The following is an 18,169-nucleotide window of genomic DNA, read 5'->3' on the forward strand; positions in this document are numbered from 1 at the left end:
ACTGCTCACTGTTTAACCGAAGAATGAGTAAACCCATGACCATCACCCATTTCAAAAACACCCCCACTGCCGTGCTCGAAGAATCCTTCCCGGTGGCCGTTCCCCTGAGCGACATCGTGGCCGTGGCGTCGACCACCTGCGTGGAGCGCGACGACGGCGTGGAAACCGGGATCTGGGAATGCACCCCCGGCGTTTGGCGCCGCCAGATCGTGCAACAGGAGTTCTGCCACATCATCGCTGGCCGTTGCACCTTTACCCCGGACGGCGGTGAGCCCATGGAAATCAACGCCGGCGACGCGCTGATGATGCCGGCCAACACCGTTGGCGTCTGGGACATCAAAGAGACCGTACGAAAAACCTACGTGCTTATTTTCAAATAAGCCGCACACGCTCCTAAAAACAAAAATACCTGGATAACACCATGCTCAAGTTCATCGCTCCGCTCATGCTCGTGGCCTCGGTCAGTCAGGCCGCCGACACCGTCAAGATTTACAACTGGTCCGACTACATCGCCCCAGACACCTTGAAGAACTTCCAGGCCGCCACCGGCATCGCCTCGGTGTATGACGTGTACGACAGCAACGAAACCCTGGACGGCAAGTTGATGACCGGCAAATCCGGTTACGACGTGGTGTTTCCCTCCAACCACTTCATGGCCCGTCAGATTCAAGGCGGCGCGCTGAAAAAGCTCGACAAGAGCCAGTTGCCGAACTGGAGCAACCTCAACCCGGTGCTGCTCAAAGCATTGGAAACCAACGACCCGGGCAACCAGTACGGCTTTCCCTACCTGTGGGGCAGCACCGGCATCGGCTACAACGTGGCCAAAGTAAAAGCGGTGCTGGGCGACGTGCCGCTCAATACCTGGGACCTGATTCTCAAGCCCGAGAATATGAAAAAGCTCAGCGAATGCGGCGTGGCGATTCTCGACAACGGCCCTGAAGTGCTGCCGATTACCCTGCATTACCTCGGCTTGCCCCATCACAGCAAAGACCCGGCCGACTACAAAAAGGCCGAAGCGACGCTGATGCAGATTCGTCCGTACGTGCGCTATTTCCATTCCTCCAAGTACGTGACCGATCTGGCCAACGGTGAAATTTGCGTGGCTGTGGGTTTCTCGGGCGACATCATGCAAGCCGCTAATCGTGCGAAAGAAGCCAAAAACGGCGTGGACATCGGCTACGTGATCCCGAAAGAAGGCGCACCGATGTGGTTCGACATGGTCTCGATGCCAGCCGATGCCCCGGACGAAAAAGCCGCCTACGCCTTTATGAATTACCTGCTCGACCCCAAAGTGATGGCCCCGATCAGCGACTACGTGCGCTACGCCAACGGCAACGAAAAGGCCGATGCGTTGGTGAGCCCGGAGCTTAAAGCCGACACCAAGGTGTACCCGAGCGAAGAGACGATGAAGACGATGTTTGCCCTGGAAGCCATGCCGTTGGCTACCGACCGCATCCGCACGCGGTTGTGGAACAAGATCAAATCGGGCAATTGATGCGCTCCGCCTTGCGCGCAGCGCGTGAGTGAATACCGAGGCTGAACCGCCTTCCTGCAGCGCCGTATGGGCTGTGAAAAGGGGTTCAGCCTCGTTGTTTCACAGCCAATCCATACGTTTGAAGTTGGCGAACAGACCGACGCAGCCCACGGTAATGACCGTCATCACTCCGGCGTAACCGTAGTGCCACGTCAGCTCGGGCATGTATTGAAAGTTCATGCCGTACACGCCGGCGATTGCGGTAGGAAACGCCAGAATGGCAGCCCAGGCGGCGAATTTTCGCTGGGTAATGCTCTGCCGGGATGACTCCAGCAGCAGCCCGATCTCGATGGCGTGATCGGCCATTTCCCGCAGACCAGTGAGGTCTTCCATCAAGCGCTGCACATGAATCTGCACGTCCCGAAAGTACGGGCGCATGTGCTTATCAATGAAGGGGAAGTCGAGCTGCTGCAGCTCGGTGCAAATTTCCACCATCGGCGCGATGTAACGGCGGATTCGCAACAAGTGGCGGCGCATGCGTTGGATGCGCTCGACATCTTCCTGGCTCAGCGGGTTGCGCAGCACATGCTGTTCCATGTCTTCCAGCTTGGCGTTGAACTCTTCCAGGCGCGGCCGGTAGTTCTCGATCACAAAGCTAAGCAGCGCATACAGCACGAAATCTTCGCCATGCTCGAGCATTATCGGCTGCGCTTCACAGCGTTGTCGGACGCGCGCATAGGACGGCGAATTGCCGTAGCGGCAACTGATCACATAACCCTTGCCGGCGAACAGCTGGGTTTCGACGAACACCAGCTTGTCGTCTTCCATGACCGGCGAGTACAGCACCATAAACAGTGCATCGCCGAACGTTTCCAGCTTGGGTCGGGTGTGCTGAAGCAGGGCGTCTTCGATGGCCAATTCATGCAGGTTGAATTGCTTCTGCAGGTTCAGCAGCTCCGCGCTGCCCGGATCGTGCAGTCCGATCCAAACAAAATGATCGGGCTTGGCCGCCCAGGCTTTGCCCTCGTCGAGCTGGATGTCGGTAACTTTTTTGCCTTGGGAATAAACCGCTGCTGCAACGACGCTTGTCATAGTTGTTATCCGTACGCTCCGGTTTTGAGTGGCGTTGAGCGCCTGGCGCCAAGGGTAATGCATGGCGCCGGCGCCGTATTGCTGAGGTTTAGCGCTGAGGCTATGACAAGCGCAGCGACTAGACGGCTCCGTGCAAAACCTGAATTTTAAAAGCTGGCGCCCTGCAGCGTCGTAAAGCGGACGTAAAAAAAAGCCCCGCATGGAGCGGGGCTGATTTTAGTAAGCGGAAACCGGCGAGCAGCGGGCGGCGTTAAGGCAGCGCGGGCTTGGTGGTCGCCAACGCTGGCGCCGCAATCTCGCGGTCGAGCTCGGCGATGGTCGCCTGCATCTGCTCGTGGCACTGCTGCATGAGGGCAGGAATGTCGTCTGCCGTCATGCCCTGGGTGATGATGCCTGGCAGCGAGCGGATGGTCACGCAGCCGCTGTTCCAACGATTGAGCTGCATGTGCGTGCTGTACGTGCTCACGCACACGGGAACAATCGGCACGCCAGCGGCGATCGCCATCTGGAACGCGCCTTTCTTGAACGGCAGCAGGCCGTTGCCCAAATTGCGCGTACCTTCAGGGAAAACCCAGATGGACGTATCTTTGTGCTGAAGGGTCTCGGTGGTCGTCAGCATGGCGTGCTTGGCTTTGGCCGCGTTGCCACGGTCGATGAGCACGTTGCCGGCGAGCCAATACAACTGCCCGAAAAACGGCACCCACTTCAGGCTCTTTTTACCAATGCTTACGGTGCGTTTGGGCACCACGGCGCCCAGCACGAACAGATCGTAGTTGGACTGGTGGTTGGCAATGTAGACGCACGACGCCGACTGGTTGCGCAGGGCTTCGGTTTCAGCTTTGAGCTTGAGGCGCAGGATCCACAAGGCGGGGCGTGAATAGAGGCGAGCGCACAGGCGACTGTTATCGGGATTAAACGGACGGCACAGGCCAATCAAAATGCCCAACACGCCTGCCAGAACAAAGTGCAGACCCATGAGCAACATACGCAGAAAGAAAAGCATTGAGACGCCCGTTTCGTAAGAGGTCGCGCAGTGTACGGATGTGCACTATTTTCAGCAATGACCGTTCGTTGGGCGTTTTGTTACAAGCTGCAAGCCAGGCGTTACGGGGCTTTGCGCCATAAAAAAGCCCGGCTCGATGGCCGGGCTCGTTTGCAAGATTTTGCTTAAACCGCGTGCTTCTTGTCTTCTTCAATCGCCCAGTCCAGCGTTTCCAGCAACGCTTTGCGAACCTTGAGTTTGGTGTTCTTGTGCGCCTTCATATTGATTTTCTTCAACTGCTGCGCGGCGGCAACTGCGGTTGCCATCAACTGCTCGGCGGGGACCACGGTATCAAGGAAGCCCGCATCGACCGCCGTTTGCGGATTGAACATCTCGCCATTGATAACCGAACGGTGGAACGCCGCCTTGCGCAAACGATCACGCGCCAACTCGATGCCCACGTGGTGCATGGTCATGCCGATTTGCACTTCGTTCAGACCAATGCTGAACGGCCCTTCAACGCCGATGCGGTAATCGGCCGACAACAAAATGAACGCTCCCTTTGCCACAGCATGACCGCCACAGGCCACGATGATCGGGAACGGATGCGACAACATACGGCGGGCGAGGGTAGAGCCGGCGGCGACCAGGTTAATGGCGTTCTCCGGGCCGGACGTCATCACCTTCAAATCGTACCCACCCGACAAAATGCCCGGCTGGCCCGTGATAATCACCACCGCGCGGTCTTGCTCAGCACGATCCAACGCCGCGTTAAACGCCGCGATCACATCGGGAGAAATGGCATTGACCTTGCCATTGCTCAGCGTCAGGGTGGCAATTCCGTCATCGAGTTCGTAACTGATCAGATCGCTCATGGCACAAATCCTTGCTCGGGCAGCTCTATAAGGTGGGCAGACGTTACCGAGCCGCAACCGGCAGGTAAAGCGCTAAGGCTGACCGTACGGTCGCGCCGGCACTGGCTCGAAGCAACGCGCTTGAGCTGCGGGTATGTGCCACCACCTTCGCTTAACCACATGAATCCGTTAAAAAAACTTTGCCTTTAGCGAACGCTTCGGCTAGATTAGCGCGCCTCGACAGACCTAACCCGTCTTCGAGACACGGTGAAGTGTCCGAGTGGCTTAAGGAGCACGCCTGGAAAGTGTGTATACGAGAAATCGTATCGAGAGTTCGAATCTCTCCTTCACCGCCATATTGAAACGCCTAAGGCCCTGAAAACTGAGAAGTTTTCGGGGCTTTTTGCTTTCTGGGGGTTAAGGGTGTCGAAAAAGCGTCGAAGATGGCCTTTTGTGTTTCTCTAAACATGGCAATCTTTACTCGCCCCGACTCAGCCCACCCTATACGAATGGAACTCGCCTTGAAGCTAAACGGGTTACTAAAGCTATCGGTTTTGCTCGCTCTGCTCAGTGTAGGAACATCGGCGCAAGCCGATTGGTTTCACACCTTGATCGGGTATGAGTGCGACAGTCAGAACGACCAACTCATCGTCTACTACAAGGCGCCTATAACGAGGCTGGCGAAGCAATGATCGCCGCAAAATCCGAAAACGAATGGGCACCTGGCAGCTTCATCGCCTCAATGGAAGACGATGATCACATCGGAACTCTGAAGACTGCGAAGCGGATTTGCCACCTGAAGAGTGGAAATTTGAGCGTTGAATTCGGTGCGTTGCCGGGTAATTCCAATATCCAAGGTATGTGTGGTGGGGTTATCACAGGATGGGTCGAGGTTAAGCGCGGTAATGTTTTGGTGCTTCCGAAGCTCGGCCTGGAAGATCCCTGTCAGGGTTATGAATCTGAAAATACCACCCGCATAGTTTTCAAAGGTCGGGCCGAGCCGGAGTTCACCAAAACATCAGCACCGAACTTCTATCGGTAGAGCCGAAAGTTAAACGGGGTTTAGTGGGTTTAGCGTAAGCGCGTCTTGCAGATGATCCGGTGACAGGTGTGCGTAACGCATTGTCATTGCCAAACTGGAGTGATCGAGGATCTTTTGCAAGGTCAGGATGTTGCCGCCACGCATGACGAAGTGACTGGCGAAGGTATGTCGCAGCACATGGGTCGCCTGGCCAGCAGGCAGTTTGAGTGAGGTTGTGTCGATAACGCGACTGAAGGTCAGCATGCAGTTGCTGAATAGGCCGTGCTGCTTGAAATGAACATGCAGCTTTCCCTACAGCTTCTTATCTGTCGGAATCGTCCGGGTACGTCGGGATTTCGTATTGGCAAACGTCACCGCACCATTCGCCACCCTGGCAGGCGTCAACGCCTGAGCCTCACCCCATCGTGCCCCTGTCTATAGTCAAACCTTCGCAACCAAACCAATCCCCGGCGTTACCCCAATACAACCGGTGAGATAAATTAATATTGTTGATACGGGAATCATTTTAATTATGCAATATTTAGAATTGATCATTGGTTCATCCGTAAACACCGCCAGGAAACAATACATAATCCGCGTATTCCACGCACAAGCCAGTAGACACTCCCACTAAACAGTAGAATCGATGTCCAACGTATGAGGCGCACCGATGCGAGAGGCAAACATCAAATCCCCATCGTCCTGCTGAGGAATCATTGCAATCTGCACTTGCAGGTTGTTTTCCCGCTGGCCCTTCCAGCGATGCAGAGCGGCTTCCAGGTTGGGAGATTGCACAGCGCTGCCGTAGACATCGGCAAGTGTCAGATGGCGCCCATTTTGTATTTTAAGTCGTTGTAGTGAGTCGAGAAGATTTCGCGACTCGTTATTCAAGTCTGTCACTGTTTGTAGGTACTGGGGGTCATTGTTAGCATAACGCTGGGTGTTTCTTGTTTGCTTGCTTTGATCCTGTACTTTGCCGCGCATCGTCTCCAATGCCGCCGCCACCAGATCGTATTCACGCTCAGTGACCACCGTCCCGCCAGTTTCCTGAGTTTGCTGCCAACGTCGAAAGGTCGCCCAGGAGAACGGGATATACGACCCCGGTATACTGTGGTCACCTAAACTCATGACTTGATCGATAAAGTCGCCACGAAATGGCAGGTCGCCATCTTTGGCCAGTGCCCGAGTGCAAGCGGCCTCTTCTATGGAGGCGCAACCTGGATTCCAGAGAATCGCCGACTTTTCCTTCCCGGAAAAATCCACCGGCATGAAGTGATGCAACGTGCCATGGTGCTGATAAGGATCGCCACCAACACGGACAAGACCTGTGACGAAGATCAAGATGCCTAAAACAGGGTTGGTAATAAAGAGTGCCGCAAGCCCAGGAATCCAGATGTTGCGCCGTGCGTTCATCCAGGGCGCGGGAACACCGGGAATCATGTCGTTGTTGTTTACCATCCGGTGGTGTGTCAGCGGCTCGGCAGCGGCGACGAACGTGGCATCACCCACGCGTGGCGAGCCATAGGTGTAAAGGAGAATGTCGTATTTCTGTGATTCATCACATCGCAATGCTTCCGCCAACAGCAAAGCAATCGCTCCACCTAGACTATGGCCGCTGATTATGATTTTTTGCCCGACATAAAATCGGATTAAGTAGCGTTGAATAAAGGTCTTCAGAGCTTTATACGCATCGTAAAAACCATGATGGACTTTTCCTTTGCCTTCTTCGAAGGGAACTTGAGCCGCATCCGCGTCACGCCACCAATCTGACAACTCCAGTGTTCCACGAATAGCAATCAGCACCACCTCATCATGATGCGTAATGAACGCCTGCGTACTCTTTGCGCTAAACCGATTCTGGCTGGTGTCATCAAAAAAATGCAGATTGCCAGGATGCTCCTGATTTTCACCCGGCTTGTTTTGTTCATACGCAGTTGGGTCAAACGGCAAAATTTCAAAACGTTTAGAGTAAGTAACTTCTTCGTACAGTGGAAAGTAACGGTGTACTGGCGACTGTGAGCTATCTACCTTCCAACTTTCTCGATAGTTCGAAAGCGCTTCACCAAAAAAGTTACCGACGCTGGGATCCGACGGGAAATTTACGCAATCCACGGGATCTTTAACGGGGTTTTGACCAAAGTCGGAGTAGCTCAGATTCGCCATGATCGCGAGCTGGTATAGGTTCAGTGCACTGAAGGCATCACCGGTCGAGAGCATCGGTCTAAACGCGCGCAGTGGGCGCACCTGCAGCAGCGAGTGCCGGTTCGACAGCAGCCCGACACCACACCGAGATAAAGGCTCTGGACCAAACGTCAGCTTATCAAACGCTCTGATCAAGATGTCATCCGGCGGGTATTTACGGTCAACGGGGGGAGGCAAATGCGCGCTGTGCTTGACCAGGTCCCGCACCTCTACCTGGATGAATTTGTCTCCCGCTTTTTGTGCGGGGTTGTGGTCGACAGCAAAACCGTCCTGGTGAAAGAAACAGGTTTGTTCGGCGCGAACTTGGAGTTCGGTAATCGGGAGTGGATATGTCTTACGGATCATCAAATCGTTATAAACAACCTCGCCGCCTGCATATGCGCTATCTAAGGTTAATACGACAGGCCCACGATAGCAGTCTTCAATCTTGGCAAACCCTTCGGCGTCCAGCACCCCGGTATACTGCTGCCCTGCGCTGTCCTGAAGGGTATAGGCAAGACCAGCATACGGTTTGCCATCCCCAAACTCGTCCACCAACTGAAAACTAACCCAGTGCCCTTTGTTTGGGCAGGCAAACATCTTGTCGCTGAAAGCCGGCTTATCCCCATCTGCCATTGGTTTATACGAACTCATCCTTTGATATCCTTATTCGGTGCAGTTGGGGTAGACGGTGCAGTCACGTCCATCAGGCATTTTGAAAGGTTTGAATTGAGGGGGAGTTACACATAGCTCCTCGATGTCGCGGTCCCAGTTCCCCTTGCACGGTTTCCATCCGCTTGTTGTTTTAATCCAATAGCGATCAAAGTAAGGCTGCTCCTCTTTCGCCTCCGTCAGCACCAATTTCACGGTTTTGCCCGCTAGCTGATCACGCTGCAACGCTCCGCCCGCCAGGCTTTTTTGCACGACGCCATTCGCGTCGAGTGCCCGACACTGCAGGATTTTGACTATGTAACGATACGGCCCCATCGTGCGAAACAACCACTGGCACTGGCCCTGAAAGACCATAGGTCCCGACGTGGGGAAAGGGCGAAGCGTTTCTGATGGCATATCGCGGATTGATAAACCGGCAGAATCCATATCCATGTCCAGATCACGCTTTCCCCACTGTCCTTCGATCTGCAGCACCACCTTTGTCAAAACCATCGAACAACCCTTCGCGGTGTCCGTCAGCGGCAGCTTGAACTCAACCGGACGCCCACCCTTGGGCTGCTCGCTTTGGATTAGGTTACGTCCGGAACACGACTCGTCGGAGGCTGACGCGTAATACGCAATCGGACTAATGGTGAAGTTTTCCGGCATGTCGGCCTGGAAGGTAAAGCTTTCTGTTTGCGCCATTGAGCAGCCTGAAGCGACCAAGGCCATTGCGCTGATAAACAAGACCCGCAGAAAGTAAGTAGTAACGGTAAAGGAAATACCAGCATACGGTTTGCCATCACTGAACTCGTCTACTAACTGAAAGCTAACCCAGTGCCCTTTGTTTGGGCAGGCAAACATCTTGTCGCTGAAAGCCGGCTTATCCCCATCTGCCATTGGTTTATACGAACTCATCCTTTGATATCCTTATTCGGTGCAGTTGGGGTAGACGGTGCAGTCACGTCCATCAGGCATTTTGAAAGATTTAATGAATTTATATGGCTTGGCGCAGGGCTCTTCGTTATTGGTTCCCCACAAACCAGTGCAGGCCTTCCAGCCCTTGGGAGTTTCGAGCCACCATCCGTTGTAATAAGGCTTCTCCTTATCCGCGACACTAAGCATCAACTTCACGGTTTTGCCCGCTAACTGATCACGCTGCAACGCTCCGCCCGCCAGGCTTTTTTGCACGACGCCATTCGCGTCGAGCGCCCGGCACTGTAGGATTTTGACTATGTAACGATACGGCCCCATCGTGCGAAACAACCACTGGCACTGACCCTGAAAGACCATAGGTCCCGAAGTGGGGAAAGGGCGATGCGTTTCTGATGGCATATCGCGGATTGATAAACCGGCAGAATCCATATCCATGTCCAGATCACGCTTTCCCCACTGTCCCTCGATCTGCAGCACCACCTTTTTCAAAACCATTGAACAACCCTTCGCGGTGTCCGTCAGTGGCAGCTTGAACTCAACCGGACGCACTCCCTTGGGGTGCTCGCTTTGGATTAGGTTACGTCCGGAACACGACTCGCCGGAGGCTGACGCGTAATACGCCATCGGACTAATGGTGAAGTTTTCCGGCATGTCGGCCTGGAAGGTAAAGCTTTCTGTTTGCGCCATTGAGCAGCCTGAAGCGACCAAGGCCATTGCGCTGATAAACATGACTCGCAGGAAATGAGGAATAAGGGTATAGGCAAGACCAGCATACGGTTTGCCATCACCGAACTCGTCTACCAACTGAAAACTAACCCAGTGCCCTTTGTTTGGGCAGGCAAACATCTTGTCGCTGAAAGCTGGCTTATCCCCGTCTGCCGTTGGTTTATACGAACTCATCCTTTGATGTCCTTATTCAGTGCAGTTGGGGTAGACGGTGCAGTCACGTCCATCGGGCATTTTGAAAGGTTTGAATTGAGGGGGAGTTACACAGAGCTCCTCGATGTCGCGGCCCCAGTTCCCCTTGCACGGTTTCCATCCACTTGTTGTTTTAATCCAATAGCGATCAAAGTAAGGCAGCTCCTCTTTCGCCTCCGTCAGTACCAACTTCACGGTTTTGCCCGCTAACTGATCACGCTGCAACGCTCCGCCCGCCAGGCTTTTTTGCACGACGCCATTTGCGTCGAGTGCCCGGCACTGCAGGATTTTCCTGATAAATCGTTTCGATCCCACCGTGCGAAATAACCACTGGCACTGAGCCTGAAAGACCATAGGTCCCGACGTGGGGAAAGGGCGAACCGCTTCTGATGGCTCATCAGGAATCGATAAGCTGGCAGTCTGCAGACTCATGTCCAGCTCACGCTTGCCCCATTGCCCTTCGATATTCAGCACAACGCGTTTCAAAACCATTGAGCAACCCTTCGCGGTGTCCGTCAGCGGCAGCTTGAACTCAACCGGACGCACCCCCTTGGGCTGCTCGCTTTGGATAAGGTTACGCCCGGAACACGACTCGCCGGAGGCTGACGCGTAATACGCCATCGGACTAATGGTGAAGTTTTCCGGCATGTCGGCCTGGAAGGTAAAGCTTTCTGTTTGCGCGATTGAGCAGCCCGAAGCGACCAAAGCCAGTGCGCAGATAAACAAGGCCCGCAGTAAGTGAGCAGTAAGGGTATAGGCAAGACCAGCATACGGTTTGCCATCACCGAACTCGTCCACCAACTGAAAACTAACCCAGTGACCTTTGTTTGGGCAGGCAAACATCTTGTCGCTGAAAGCCGGCTTATCCCCATCTGCCATTGGTTTATACGAACTCATCCTTTGATATCCTTATTCGGTGCAGTTGGGGTAGACGGTGCAGTCACGTCCATCAGGCATTTTGAAAGATTTAATGAATTTATATGGCTTGGCGCAGGGCTCTTCGTTATTGGTTCCCCACAAACCAGTGCAGGCCTTCCAGCCCTTGGGAGTTTCGAGCCACCATCCGTTGTAATAAGGCTTCTCCTTATCCGCGACACTAAGCACCAATTTCACGGTTTTGCCCGCTAGCTGATTGCGCTGCAACGCTCCGCCCGCCAGGCTTTTTTGCATGACGCCATTCGCGTCGAGCGCCCGACACTGCAGGATTTTGACTATGTAACGATACGGCCCCATCGTGCGAAAAAACCACTGGCACTGGCCCTGAAAGACCAGAGGTCCCGACACAGGGAAAGGGCGAATCGTTTCTGATGGTTCATCATGAATTGATAAACCGGCAGTCTGTAGGCTCATGTCCAGCTCACGCTTTCCCCACTGTCCTTCGATTTTCAGCACAACGCTTTTCAAGACCATTGAACAACCGCGTACGGTGTCAGTCAGTGGCACTTTGAACGCCACCGTGTGTGCGGTGTTGGGTTGCTCGCTTTGGTATAACTTCCGCCTGAAGCTTTGCTCCTCACCTGAAGGTATTTGGCACATGTCCCACGGTGTCTGAATGTAGTAAGCGATGCCACCAACGCTAAAGTTTTCCGGTATCTCGGCTTGGAAGGTAAAACTCTCTGTCGGCGCCATTGAGCAGCCCGAAGCGACCAAGGCCATTGCGCTCACAAATAAGACCCGCAGGAAGTGGGGAGTAAAGCGTCGTACGTGCATCACGCCGAGTGTTCTCCTGACCAGAATTTCGCTTCATTAAAAAGGCGCTCGAAGTGAACCCGCGGCGCTTCGTCGGTATGAGGCAACCAGTTTTTTATGATGGGCGGCTCAGTTTCATTGAGTTTGTTGATGATCAAAAAATGCACTTGCTCAGGGGCAGACCACCCCCATTGCTGAGCCTGCGAGAGCTGTTCTGCGAGCCACGTGCTTGGGTCTTGGCGCCGGCTGAGTCGCATTAGATCGTCGCTGTGTTCTGCCCACAGATACCGGTAGATATTGGACTGAAGCATCTCCATCGACTGACTCGCCGGTGCTGGGACGTTCAGCCACAACGGGGCAGCAGGAATTGGGTGTTCGCCGGGAGCTGGATTGTGGGTGACTTCCCAGCCTGAGCCCTGCCAATAGCACACACTGATCGCGGGCCCCAGATACTCAGGGCGAGCCTCTTCAGGGATATGCCCCAAAGCACGGGTGAGGACACGATTGTCGTGGAATCGGTACAGCGCCTGATTGGGTCGTGTGCCGATAATCAGGCGTTCACGCCAGTGTTGGGTCAGCGCGGGCAGGTCATCTTTGCGAATGCTGGCAAGCCAGCCCCAATTGCGCTCAGGCGCCTGGAGTAGGTCTCTGATGCGTTCATCGTCAGGATTGTCGATGAGGAATATGAAAGGCCCCGCAATAGCTAAATCGGAGACCTGAGTCTCACTGTACACACTGCGATGCTGATCAAGATCACTGGTGCTCAACAAGGCTTGGCGGGCTTCGAGTTCGCCTTCCGAGTCCAGAATTAGGCACAGAGCATGGTCGAGTTTTAGCTGGTCGATCATCCATTGCCGAGGGTAGGTAGCCATCATGCTGTCCTTCCTTTTGGCAGGCAAAGACCGTTTTTACAAGCCTCGCAAAGCGGGCAGAAGTCAGCGCCTTTAACTTTACTTGCCGCCATCAGCGCGTTTTGTGTCGGGGCCATGATAGGCAGTGCGGGCGGGGTCGCCAGGGCCGCTAGTACACCCGGTAACAACGGATTGGCGGCCGTTCCTCCAGCAGGCGCACCGCCGATTTGAATCTCGGTGCTACTGAAAATACCGCCAGGGCCAATCACGATGTGTTGACCACCACCTTTCAAGGTGATGCTGGCTCCGGCATCAAGTATTAGATTAGCCCCGGCCTTGAGGTGGACTTGTTGCCCGGCCTCAATCACCACCGTTTGCCCTACACTGGTGTGGCTGCTGTTGGCTACCTGCAAATAGTCATTAGCCTTGAGCTGTACCTTGCGGTCAGCGGTGACGGTGCGCTGCTCTTCAGCCTCCAGCACCGCAATGCTATTGCCCTTGATGGTTTCCCGGCGCTCATTACCTACTTCCAGTCGGCTGTCATTTTCGACCTTCTGCTCCATGTCACGCTGAGCACGCAGGTAGATCAGCTCCTGGCCGCTGCGGTCTTCAATCGACAGCTCGTTGTAGCCGCCACTGTGCGGCGAGCTATGGCTGCGCAGGACCGTTTTGGTTTTGTTCGCGGGCAAGGGGTACGGCACAGGCATGACCTTGTTAGGCACGCACCCTGTAATTAACGGATTGTCGGGATTACCTTCCAGGTAGGTCACCACCACTTCCATGCCGATGCGCGGGATAGTCACCGCACCGAAACTGTCTCCCGCCCAGCTGGATGACACCCGTAACCAGCAACTGCTCTTGTCACTGCCCAGTTCGGCGCGGTCCCAATGGAACTCGACCTTAACCCGCCCGTATTCATCGCAAAAGATTTCTTCCCCTGCTGGACCGGTGACCCTGGCAGTCTGACTGACCAATACCGATTGACGCGTGACCAGCGGTGGACGGTAAAACACGTCCCAGGGGATCGCGCTGAAGGTATTGCGGTAACCTTGAGTGAAGCCGTCTTCGGACTTGACGTCGCTGGTGATTGCTTCCTCCAGTGACTGAGGTTGCTTGCCTGAGTGCGTCACACTGAGCAGCAGCCACAACGCGTTGCACTGCTGGCGCGGGTGTTCGGTCAGATCGAAAAAGTGGCCGCTGCGCAGGATTGGCTGGTCGCTTTTACCCTCGGCCAACTGGTAGTCGGCACGGTGCCGCTCCAGGGCCTGCCGGGCAATCTGTTTGCCGAGCTTTTCATTTTCGATCAACGCCGGGTAGCGGTAATCCTCAAGCTCAGGACTGAACTCGGCGGTAAATTGGTTTTCCAGCAACAGGCTTGGGCGCTTTAAATCATAACCCCGGCGGGTGGTTGTGCTGGTTCGAGTGCTGAAACGCATCGAGAACTGGCTGACGACCGGGTGATCCGCCGCCAGACCGGAGCCTTGCTGATACGGTGTGCCCCCCAGCTTGGGGAAATAGGTCTGATCGTCAGTGAATACCAACCGATGGCCATCCTGACTGTGTTGGTGGTGCCAGGAAATCCCATCTTCACTGCACAACCGCTGAATGAACTCGAAGTCGCTTTCCCCATATTGAGTGCAGTATTCGCGCTCAGGGCTGGTGCTGACATTAAAGGTATATACATCAGCTTGAATCCCGTGGCCCTGGAGCACTTTGGCCACGATCTGCGGGACCGTCAGGTGCTGGAAGATCCGTTGGTTGTGGTTGAACTGCAAATAGTGCAGAGCGGGTACCAAGATCAGGTGATAGCGGGTCAGACGTTTACCGGCCTCGCCGACGAACACATCTTCGATACGCCCATGAATACCTTCCCCGTTCAGACCAAACTGGAGAAAAGCCGGCTGACTGAGCAGTCTCTCCAGATCGAAAACTGGGGACTCACTGACGAGTTCAACTTGAATCGCATACAAGTTGCTGATGGCTTCAGTGCCCTTGAAGGCCAGCACTTTGAAATCGTTGCGAACAGAGGGGATCAGCAACGTGAAATGTGCAGCATTGGCCGCCGCGAACATACGCTTATCCTTAGCTGAGAGAGGAGGCAAAACGCGACGCCCACCTTAGACGTAATAAACGGCATCAACCGTTAGAAAATGGTCGATGCCGCGAAACAGCTAGTCAGTTTCAGCCTGCGACAGGGGTGCGCCAGTCATCAGAACCGGAGGTGCCGGACACTTCGTGAGTCCAGGTGATTTTGCGGTAGGTGAACTCAACGTCTTCCAGGTGCGTGAAGTGCAAATTCGACGGGTCCTGGCAGTTATGCATGTAGTCCTTGATGTCGACGATGATCGCGTCTTCGAGTTTGGTGGTGTAGTAGTGTTCTTGAGTGCCCGCTGCGGAGGTGCGATACCACTGGATGGTAATCTCGGTCAGACGCTCGCCGGAAGTCAGCGCAGCCAGCAGCAGTGGTGAGGACTTGTCGAACACCTTGGTGATTTTGACAGGCTTGTGAACGCGTTGGCCGGTCGGTTGGCCCGATTGCGGATCGCGAGGAATAATCACTTCGTGGTTGAAACCCTGAACCATGACCTGGTCTTCATGACCTTCCTGGTAGGTGTTTCCGACCGAGTCAGCGGTGAAAGCACCGGCAGTGATCAGACCCTGCTTGGTACCCGTGATCGACATATACGCTGGCGTAGCCATGGATGCTCTCCTTGCTGAAAATAAATAGGAACCCACAGGCATATTTGCATTGCAGGTTCCATAACTACAATCAAGGTTTATGCCAACAAGACTAAAGTCCTTATCTATCAGTGCTATGACTGGAAAGTCGTAGATCTAACCAATTACTTACACAGGAATCATCAATAAAAGTGCGCAAGGAGTTGCGCAATGCTGTGCAACTTCTTGCGCACTTACCTGTAAGCAATGAAATACCTAATCTGCGGGAATGTATCCACAGGGTTATTCACAATTCAGTGCGCAACTTTTGGCGCATAGTGCGCGATACGATGCCGCTAGAGAAGTATCCAAATAGTATTAGGCTTCAGGAATTTCCCCGGTGCATTTTCAGAAAAATGCTACATCCTTGTCTGTCGCAATGGGTGTAAGATGCGCGAATCATAGCCCGTCGCGTTTGTCTTCGAGAGACTCTCAAGTTGCCAGAAAGTAAGGGGGGCGTTAGAGGGTGTAGATATGTTTTATTTATTTAGGTCCGGCTAGTGAGTACTTAAGCACCAATGCGCTGGAGCGGACTTTTATAAAAAACTCGTTGAAATGCGAGCTTCCGCTGATTGCCCTGTGCTCGCATAAATCGCGCGCGTCGCAATGACGAATTTAAAGTCTCTCTGGCTGTCGAGCACCGTTACAACTCCAATGGGTGCGGTGTTGCAAAACTAATTAAAGGTCATGGATGTCTTACTCCAGCAAACTTTCTGCTCATTATCTTGACCTCGCGAGAACCTCTGTTTCCGAAGAGCGTTTCGCGGGCGAAGACGTTCGCTTTTCGAACGAATATGAGGCATTGGAAAGCGAGCTGGGTAAATCATCGTCCATGCACGAAAGCGGTCAGATCGACTGGCTGAAAATCTGCGAAAACAGCGAAAATTTGTTACGTACCCAGTCCAAGGATTTACGAGTTGGCGCCTGGCTAACCTGGGGTTTATACCAGCGCGAATCCTTCCAGGGACTGCTAGCCGGTCTCGGTTTGTTGCATCACCTCTGTGAAAACCACTGGGCCGAACTTCACCCGCACAAAGCCCGCACTCGCTCCGCTGCCATCAACTGGTTGGTTCCGCGTCTTGAGCAGGTGCTAAACGAAAGTATCGCGATCAAAGAGCAGTTGCCGCTGTTCCGCCGGATGGTGGAGCACTTAGAAGGTCTCGATGCTGCCTGCACCGAGCACCTGGGCGGCGACGCGCCGTTGCTGTTGCCGATCTCCCGTCGCCTGAAAAACTTGGTCCAGCGCGCTGCCGACAACCAGCCAGAGCCCGGTGTGGTCGGCGCTGTTGTGGCCCAGGTCAAGCAGGCCACCACGCAGCTGTTCACTCCCGGCGCGCCGATCGATAACGAGAAGGAAGCCCACAAGGCCCTGCGTGCCCAGCAGGAAAACGCCCGTCCATTGTGCGCCTGGTGGCTCAAGCAGAAAGCTACCGACCTGCGCGCGCTGCGCCTCAATCGCACGCTGTTGTGGCTTCCCATCGACACAGTTCCTGAGCGCAACACCGAGCAGATCACCGCGTTACGCGGTTTGCCGGTAGACAAACTGAAGACCTATCAGGAGCGCTATGATCAAGCCAAATACGCAGACCTGATCGTGGAGCTGGAGGCGAGTCTGGCGAAGGCGCCATTCTGGTTCGATGGTCAGCGAATGGTCTGGGAATGCTTGCAAGGGCTGAACGCTGAGGTGGCGATGCGCGAAGTGGAGATTCACTTCGCGCTATTTATTCAGCGCCTGCCCGGCATCATCGAACTGCGCTTTCACAACGGTACCCCGTTCGCAGATCCGGCCACTCGCGCCTGGATCAGTGCGAACGTCACGCCGCATCTGCAAACCTCCAGTGCATTACGCAAGGTTGAAGCAACCGACACCCAATTGGCGTGGGAGTTAGCCTTGGAGGAAGTCCTGCCGATCCTGCGTAAAGACGGCCTCAAGGCTGCCGTGCAGATACTCAAGCAGGGGTTGCAAAGTGCCCACGGCGGGCGTGCCCGATTCTTCTGGCAGTTCGCCCTCGCGCGGCTGTGCTTTTTGGCCAAGAAATACGAACTGGCCAAGACCCAACTCGAAACCCTCGACCAAACATTATACGACTCAGGTCTGCAAGCCTGGGAGCCCGATCTTGTGCTCGAAGTGCTGCATTTGTTGCATAGCTGCTGCGAGTCGTTGCCGCAGAACCATGCTGTACGAGAGCGCAAAGAAGAGATTTATCGCAGGTTGTGCCACCTCGATCTCGAAGTGGTACTCGAATAGGCCCCAGGGCCACAACCGCAAGGAGAAAAGCCATGGCCAAAGAAGGCTCGGTAGCCCCCAAAGAACGCATCAACGTCACCTTCAAACCCTCCACTGGCGGTGCTCGGGAAGAGATTGAACTGCCGCTGAAGCTGCTGGCAATCGGTGACTACACCCACCGCAAGGATGAACGCAAAGTTGAAGATCGTAAGCCGATCAGCATCGACAAAATGACCTTCGATGAAGTGCTGGCCAAGCAAGAGTTGGAGCTGACACTGAGCGTACCAAACCGTCTTCACGAAGAAGGCGACACTGAAGAGCTGGCGGTGAAAGTGCGCGTCAGTTCGATGAAAGACTTCAATCCGGCCTCGCTGGTCCAGCAAGTGCCTGAGCTGAAAAAACTGATGGAATTGCGCGACGCGTTGGTGGCCCTTAAAGGCCCGTTGGGTAACGCACCTGCGTTCCGCAAAGCTATCGAAGGCGTTCTCGCCGACGACGAATCCCGTGGTCGAGTCTTGGGTGAACTGGGCTTGAACGCCTCCGCCCAGAACACCTGAGCCCCCATCAGCCAAGGA

16 protein-coding genes, 1 tRNA gene and 1 pseudogene are annotated in these 18,169 nt (G+C 54.5%); 6 read left to right on the forward strand and 12 right to left on the reverse strand.

Going from position 1 to position 18,169, the window contains the following annotated elements:
* The first annotated feature begins 35 nt into the window (after nt 1-35).
* Both ACZZ0Q_RS10500 and ACZZ0Q_RS10505 read left to right on the forward strand, forming a co-directional pair.
* Nucleotides 36-380 (forward strand): cupin domain-containing protein, encoded by a 345-nt coding sequence (locus ACZZ0Q_RS10500; protein WP_463539063.1) that lies wholly within the window; start codon nt 36-38, stop codon nt 378-380.
* A 41-nt stretch (nt 381-421) separates the two neighbouring features.
* Nucleotides 422-1,495 carry a polyamine ABC transporter substrate-binding protein gene (locus ACZZ0Q_RS10505; protein WP_463539062.1) on the forward strand — a complete coding sequence of 358 codons (1,074 nt, stop codon included), beginning with the start codon at nt 422-424 and terminating at the stop codon, nt 1,493-1,495.
* Between the two features lie 99 nt (nt 1,496-1,594).
* Here ACZZ0Q_RS10505 and ACZZ0Q_RS10510 read toward each other — a convergent pair whose 3' ends face one another.
* The 3 genes from ACZZ0Q_RS10510 to ACZZ0Q_RS10520 all read right to left on the reverse strand — a co-directional run bounded on the left by ACZZ0Q_RS10510 (nt 1,595) and on the right by ACZZ0Q_RS10520 (nt 4,423).
* Entirely contained in the window at nt 1,595-2,566 is a 972-nt protein-coding gene (locus tag ACZZ0Q_RS10510; RefSeq protein WP_463539061.1) for a magnesium and cobalt transport protein CorA, read from the reverse strand.
* Between the two features lie 250 nt (nt 2,567-2,816).
* On the reverse strand, nt 2,817-3,569 hold the full coding sequence (locus tag ACZZ0Q_RS10515) for a 1-acylglycerol-3-phosphate O-acyltransferase (protein WP_463539060.1): 753 nt from the start codon (nt 3,567-3,569) through the stop codon (nt 2,817-2,819).
* A gap of 164 nt (nt 3,570-3,733) precedes the next feature.
* Nucleotides 3,734-4,423: a crotonase/enoyl-CoA hydratase family protein gene (locus tag ACZZ0Q_RS10520; RefSeq protein WP_463539059.1), complete on the reverse strand. Its 690-nt coding sequence runs from the start codon at nt 4,421-4,423 to the stop codon at nt 3,734-3,736.
* Nucleotides 4,424-4,668: 245 nt separating this feature from the next.
* Between ACZZ0Q_RS10520 and ACZZ0Q_RS10525 the strand changes: the two genes are divergently transcribed.
* Both ACZZ0Q_RS10525 and ACZZ0Q_RS10530 read left to right on the forward strand, forming a co-directional pair.
* Nucleotides 4,669-4,758, forward strand: a tRNA-Ser gene (locus ACZZ0Q_RS10525).
* Nucleotides 4,759-5,090: 332 nt separating this feature from the next.
* A complete protein-coding gene (locus ACZZ0Q_RS10530) occupies nt 5,091-5,444 on the forward strand; it encodes a hypothetical protein (RefSeq protein ID WP_463539058.1) in 354 nt (117 codons plus the stop codon).
* A 9-nt stretch (nt 5,445-5,453) separates the two neighbouring features.
* Here the strand turns inward: ACZZ0Q_RS10530 and ACZZ0Q_RS10535 are convergent.
* The 9 genes and pseudogenes from ACZZ0Q_RS10535 to ACZZ0Q_RS10575 form a co-directional block, all read right to left on the reverse strand.
* A pseudogene (locus ACZZ0Q_RS10535) lies at nt 5,454-5,858 on the reverse strand (tyrosine-type recombinase/integrase); the annotation flags it as partial.
* 195 nt (nt 5,859-6,053) lie between these two features.
* The gene (locus tag ACZZ0Q_RS10540; protein ID WP_463560544.1) at nt 6,054-8,258 is read right to left on the reverse strand and encodes a lipase family protein; all 2,205 of its coding nucleotides are present in this window, start codon (nt 8,256-8,258) and stop codon (nt 6,054-6,056) included.
* A 12-nt stretch (nt 8,259-8,270) separates the two neighbouring features.
* Complete coding sequence (locus tag ACZZ0Q_RS10545) at nt 8,271-9,173, reverse strand: hypothetical protein (protein ID WP_463560545.1); 903 nt, start codon at nt 9,171-9,173, stop codon at nt 8,271-8,273.
* Between the two features lie 12 nt (nt 9,174-9,185).
* On the reverse strand, nt 9,186-10,091 hold the full coding sequence (locus ACZZ0Q_RS10550) for a hypothetical protein (protein WP_463560546.1): 906 nt from the start codon (nt 10,089-10,091) through the stop codon (nt 9,186-9,188).
* A 12-nt stretch (nt 10,092-10,103) separates the two neighbouring features.
* A complete protein-coding gene (locus ACZZ0Q_RS10555; protein ID WP_463560548.1) occupies nt 10,104-11,006 on the reverse strand; it encodes a hypothetical protein in 903 nt (300 codons plus the stop codon).
* Between the two features lie 12 nt (nt 11,007-11,018).
* Nucleotides 11,019-11,819 (reverse strand): hypothetical protein, encoded by an 801-nt coding sequence (locus tag ACZZ0Q_RS10560; RefSeq protein ID WP_463542192.1) that lies wholly within the window; start codon nt 11,817-11,819, stop codon nt 11,019-11,021.
* Nucleotides 11,819-12,673 carry a DUF4123 domain-containing protein gene (locus tag ACZZ0Q_RS10565; RefSeq protein WP_463539051.1) on the reverse strand — a complete coding sequence of 285 codons (855 nt, stop codon included), beginning with the start codon at nt 12,671-12,673 and terminating at the stop codon, nt 11,819-11,821. Before ACZZ0Q_RS10565 ends, ACZZ0Q_RS10560 begins: the two co-directional genes overlap by 1 nt.
* Nucleotides 12,670-14,721 carry a type VI secretion system Vgr family protein gene (locus ACZZ0Q_RS10570; protein ID WP_463539050.1) on the reverse strand — a complete coding sequence of 684 codons (2,052 nt, stop codon included), beginning with the start codon at nt 14,719-14,721 and terminating at the stop codon, nt 12,670-12,672. The genes ACZZ0Q_RS10565 and ACZZ0Q_RS10570 overlap by 4 nt, the downstream gene beginning before the upstream one ends.
* A 109-nt stretch (nt 14,722-14,830) precedes the next feature.
* Nucleotides 14,831-15,349 carry an Hcp family type VI secretion system effector gene (locus ACZZ0Q_RS10575; protein ID WP_463539049.1) on the reverse strand — a complete coding sequence of 173 codons (519 nt, stop codon included), beginning with the start codon at nt 15,347-15,349 and terminating at the stop codon, nt 14,831-14,833.
* A gap of 709 nt (nt 15,350-16,058) precedes the next feature.
* Here ACZZ0Q_RS10575 and tssA point away from each other — a divergent pair.
* Together tssA and tssB are read left to right on the forward strand one after the other, a co-directional pair.
* The gene (gene tssA / locus ACZZ0Q_RS10580) at nt 16,059-17,615 is read left to right on the forward strand and encodes a type VI secretion system protein TssA (protein WP_463539048.1); all 1,557 of its coding nucleotides are present in this window, start codon (nt 16,059-16,061) and stop codon (nt 17,613-17,615) included.
* 32 nt (nt 17,616-17,647) lie between these two features.
* Nucleotides 17,648-18,151 (forward strand): type VI secretion system contractile sheath small subunit, encoded by a 504-nt coding sequence (gene tssB / locus ACZZ0Q_RS10585; RefSeq protein WP_463539047.1) that lies wholly within the window; start codon nt 17,648-17,650, stop codon nt 18,149-18,151.
* The last annotated feature ends 18 nt before the right edge of the window (nt 18,152-18,169 follow it).

This window comes from Pseudomonas sp. AC070, from assembly GCF_979258635.1.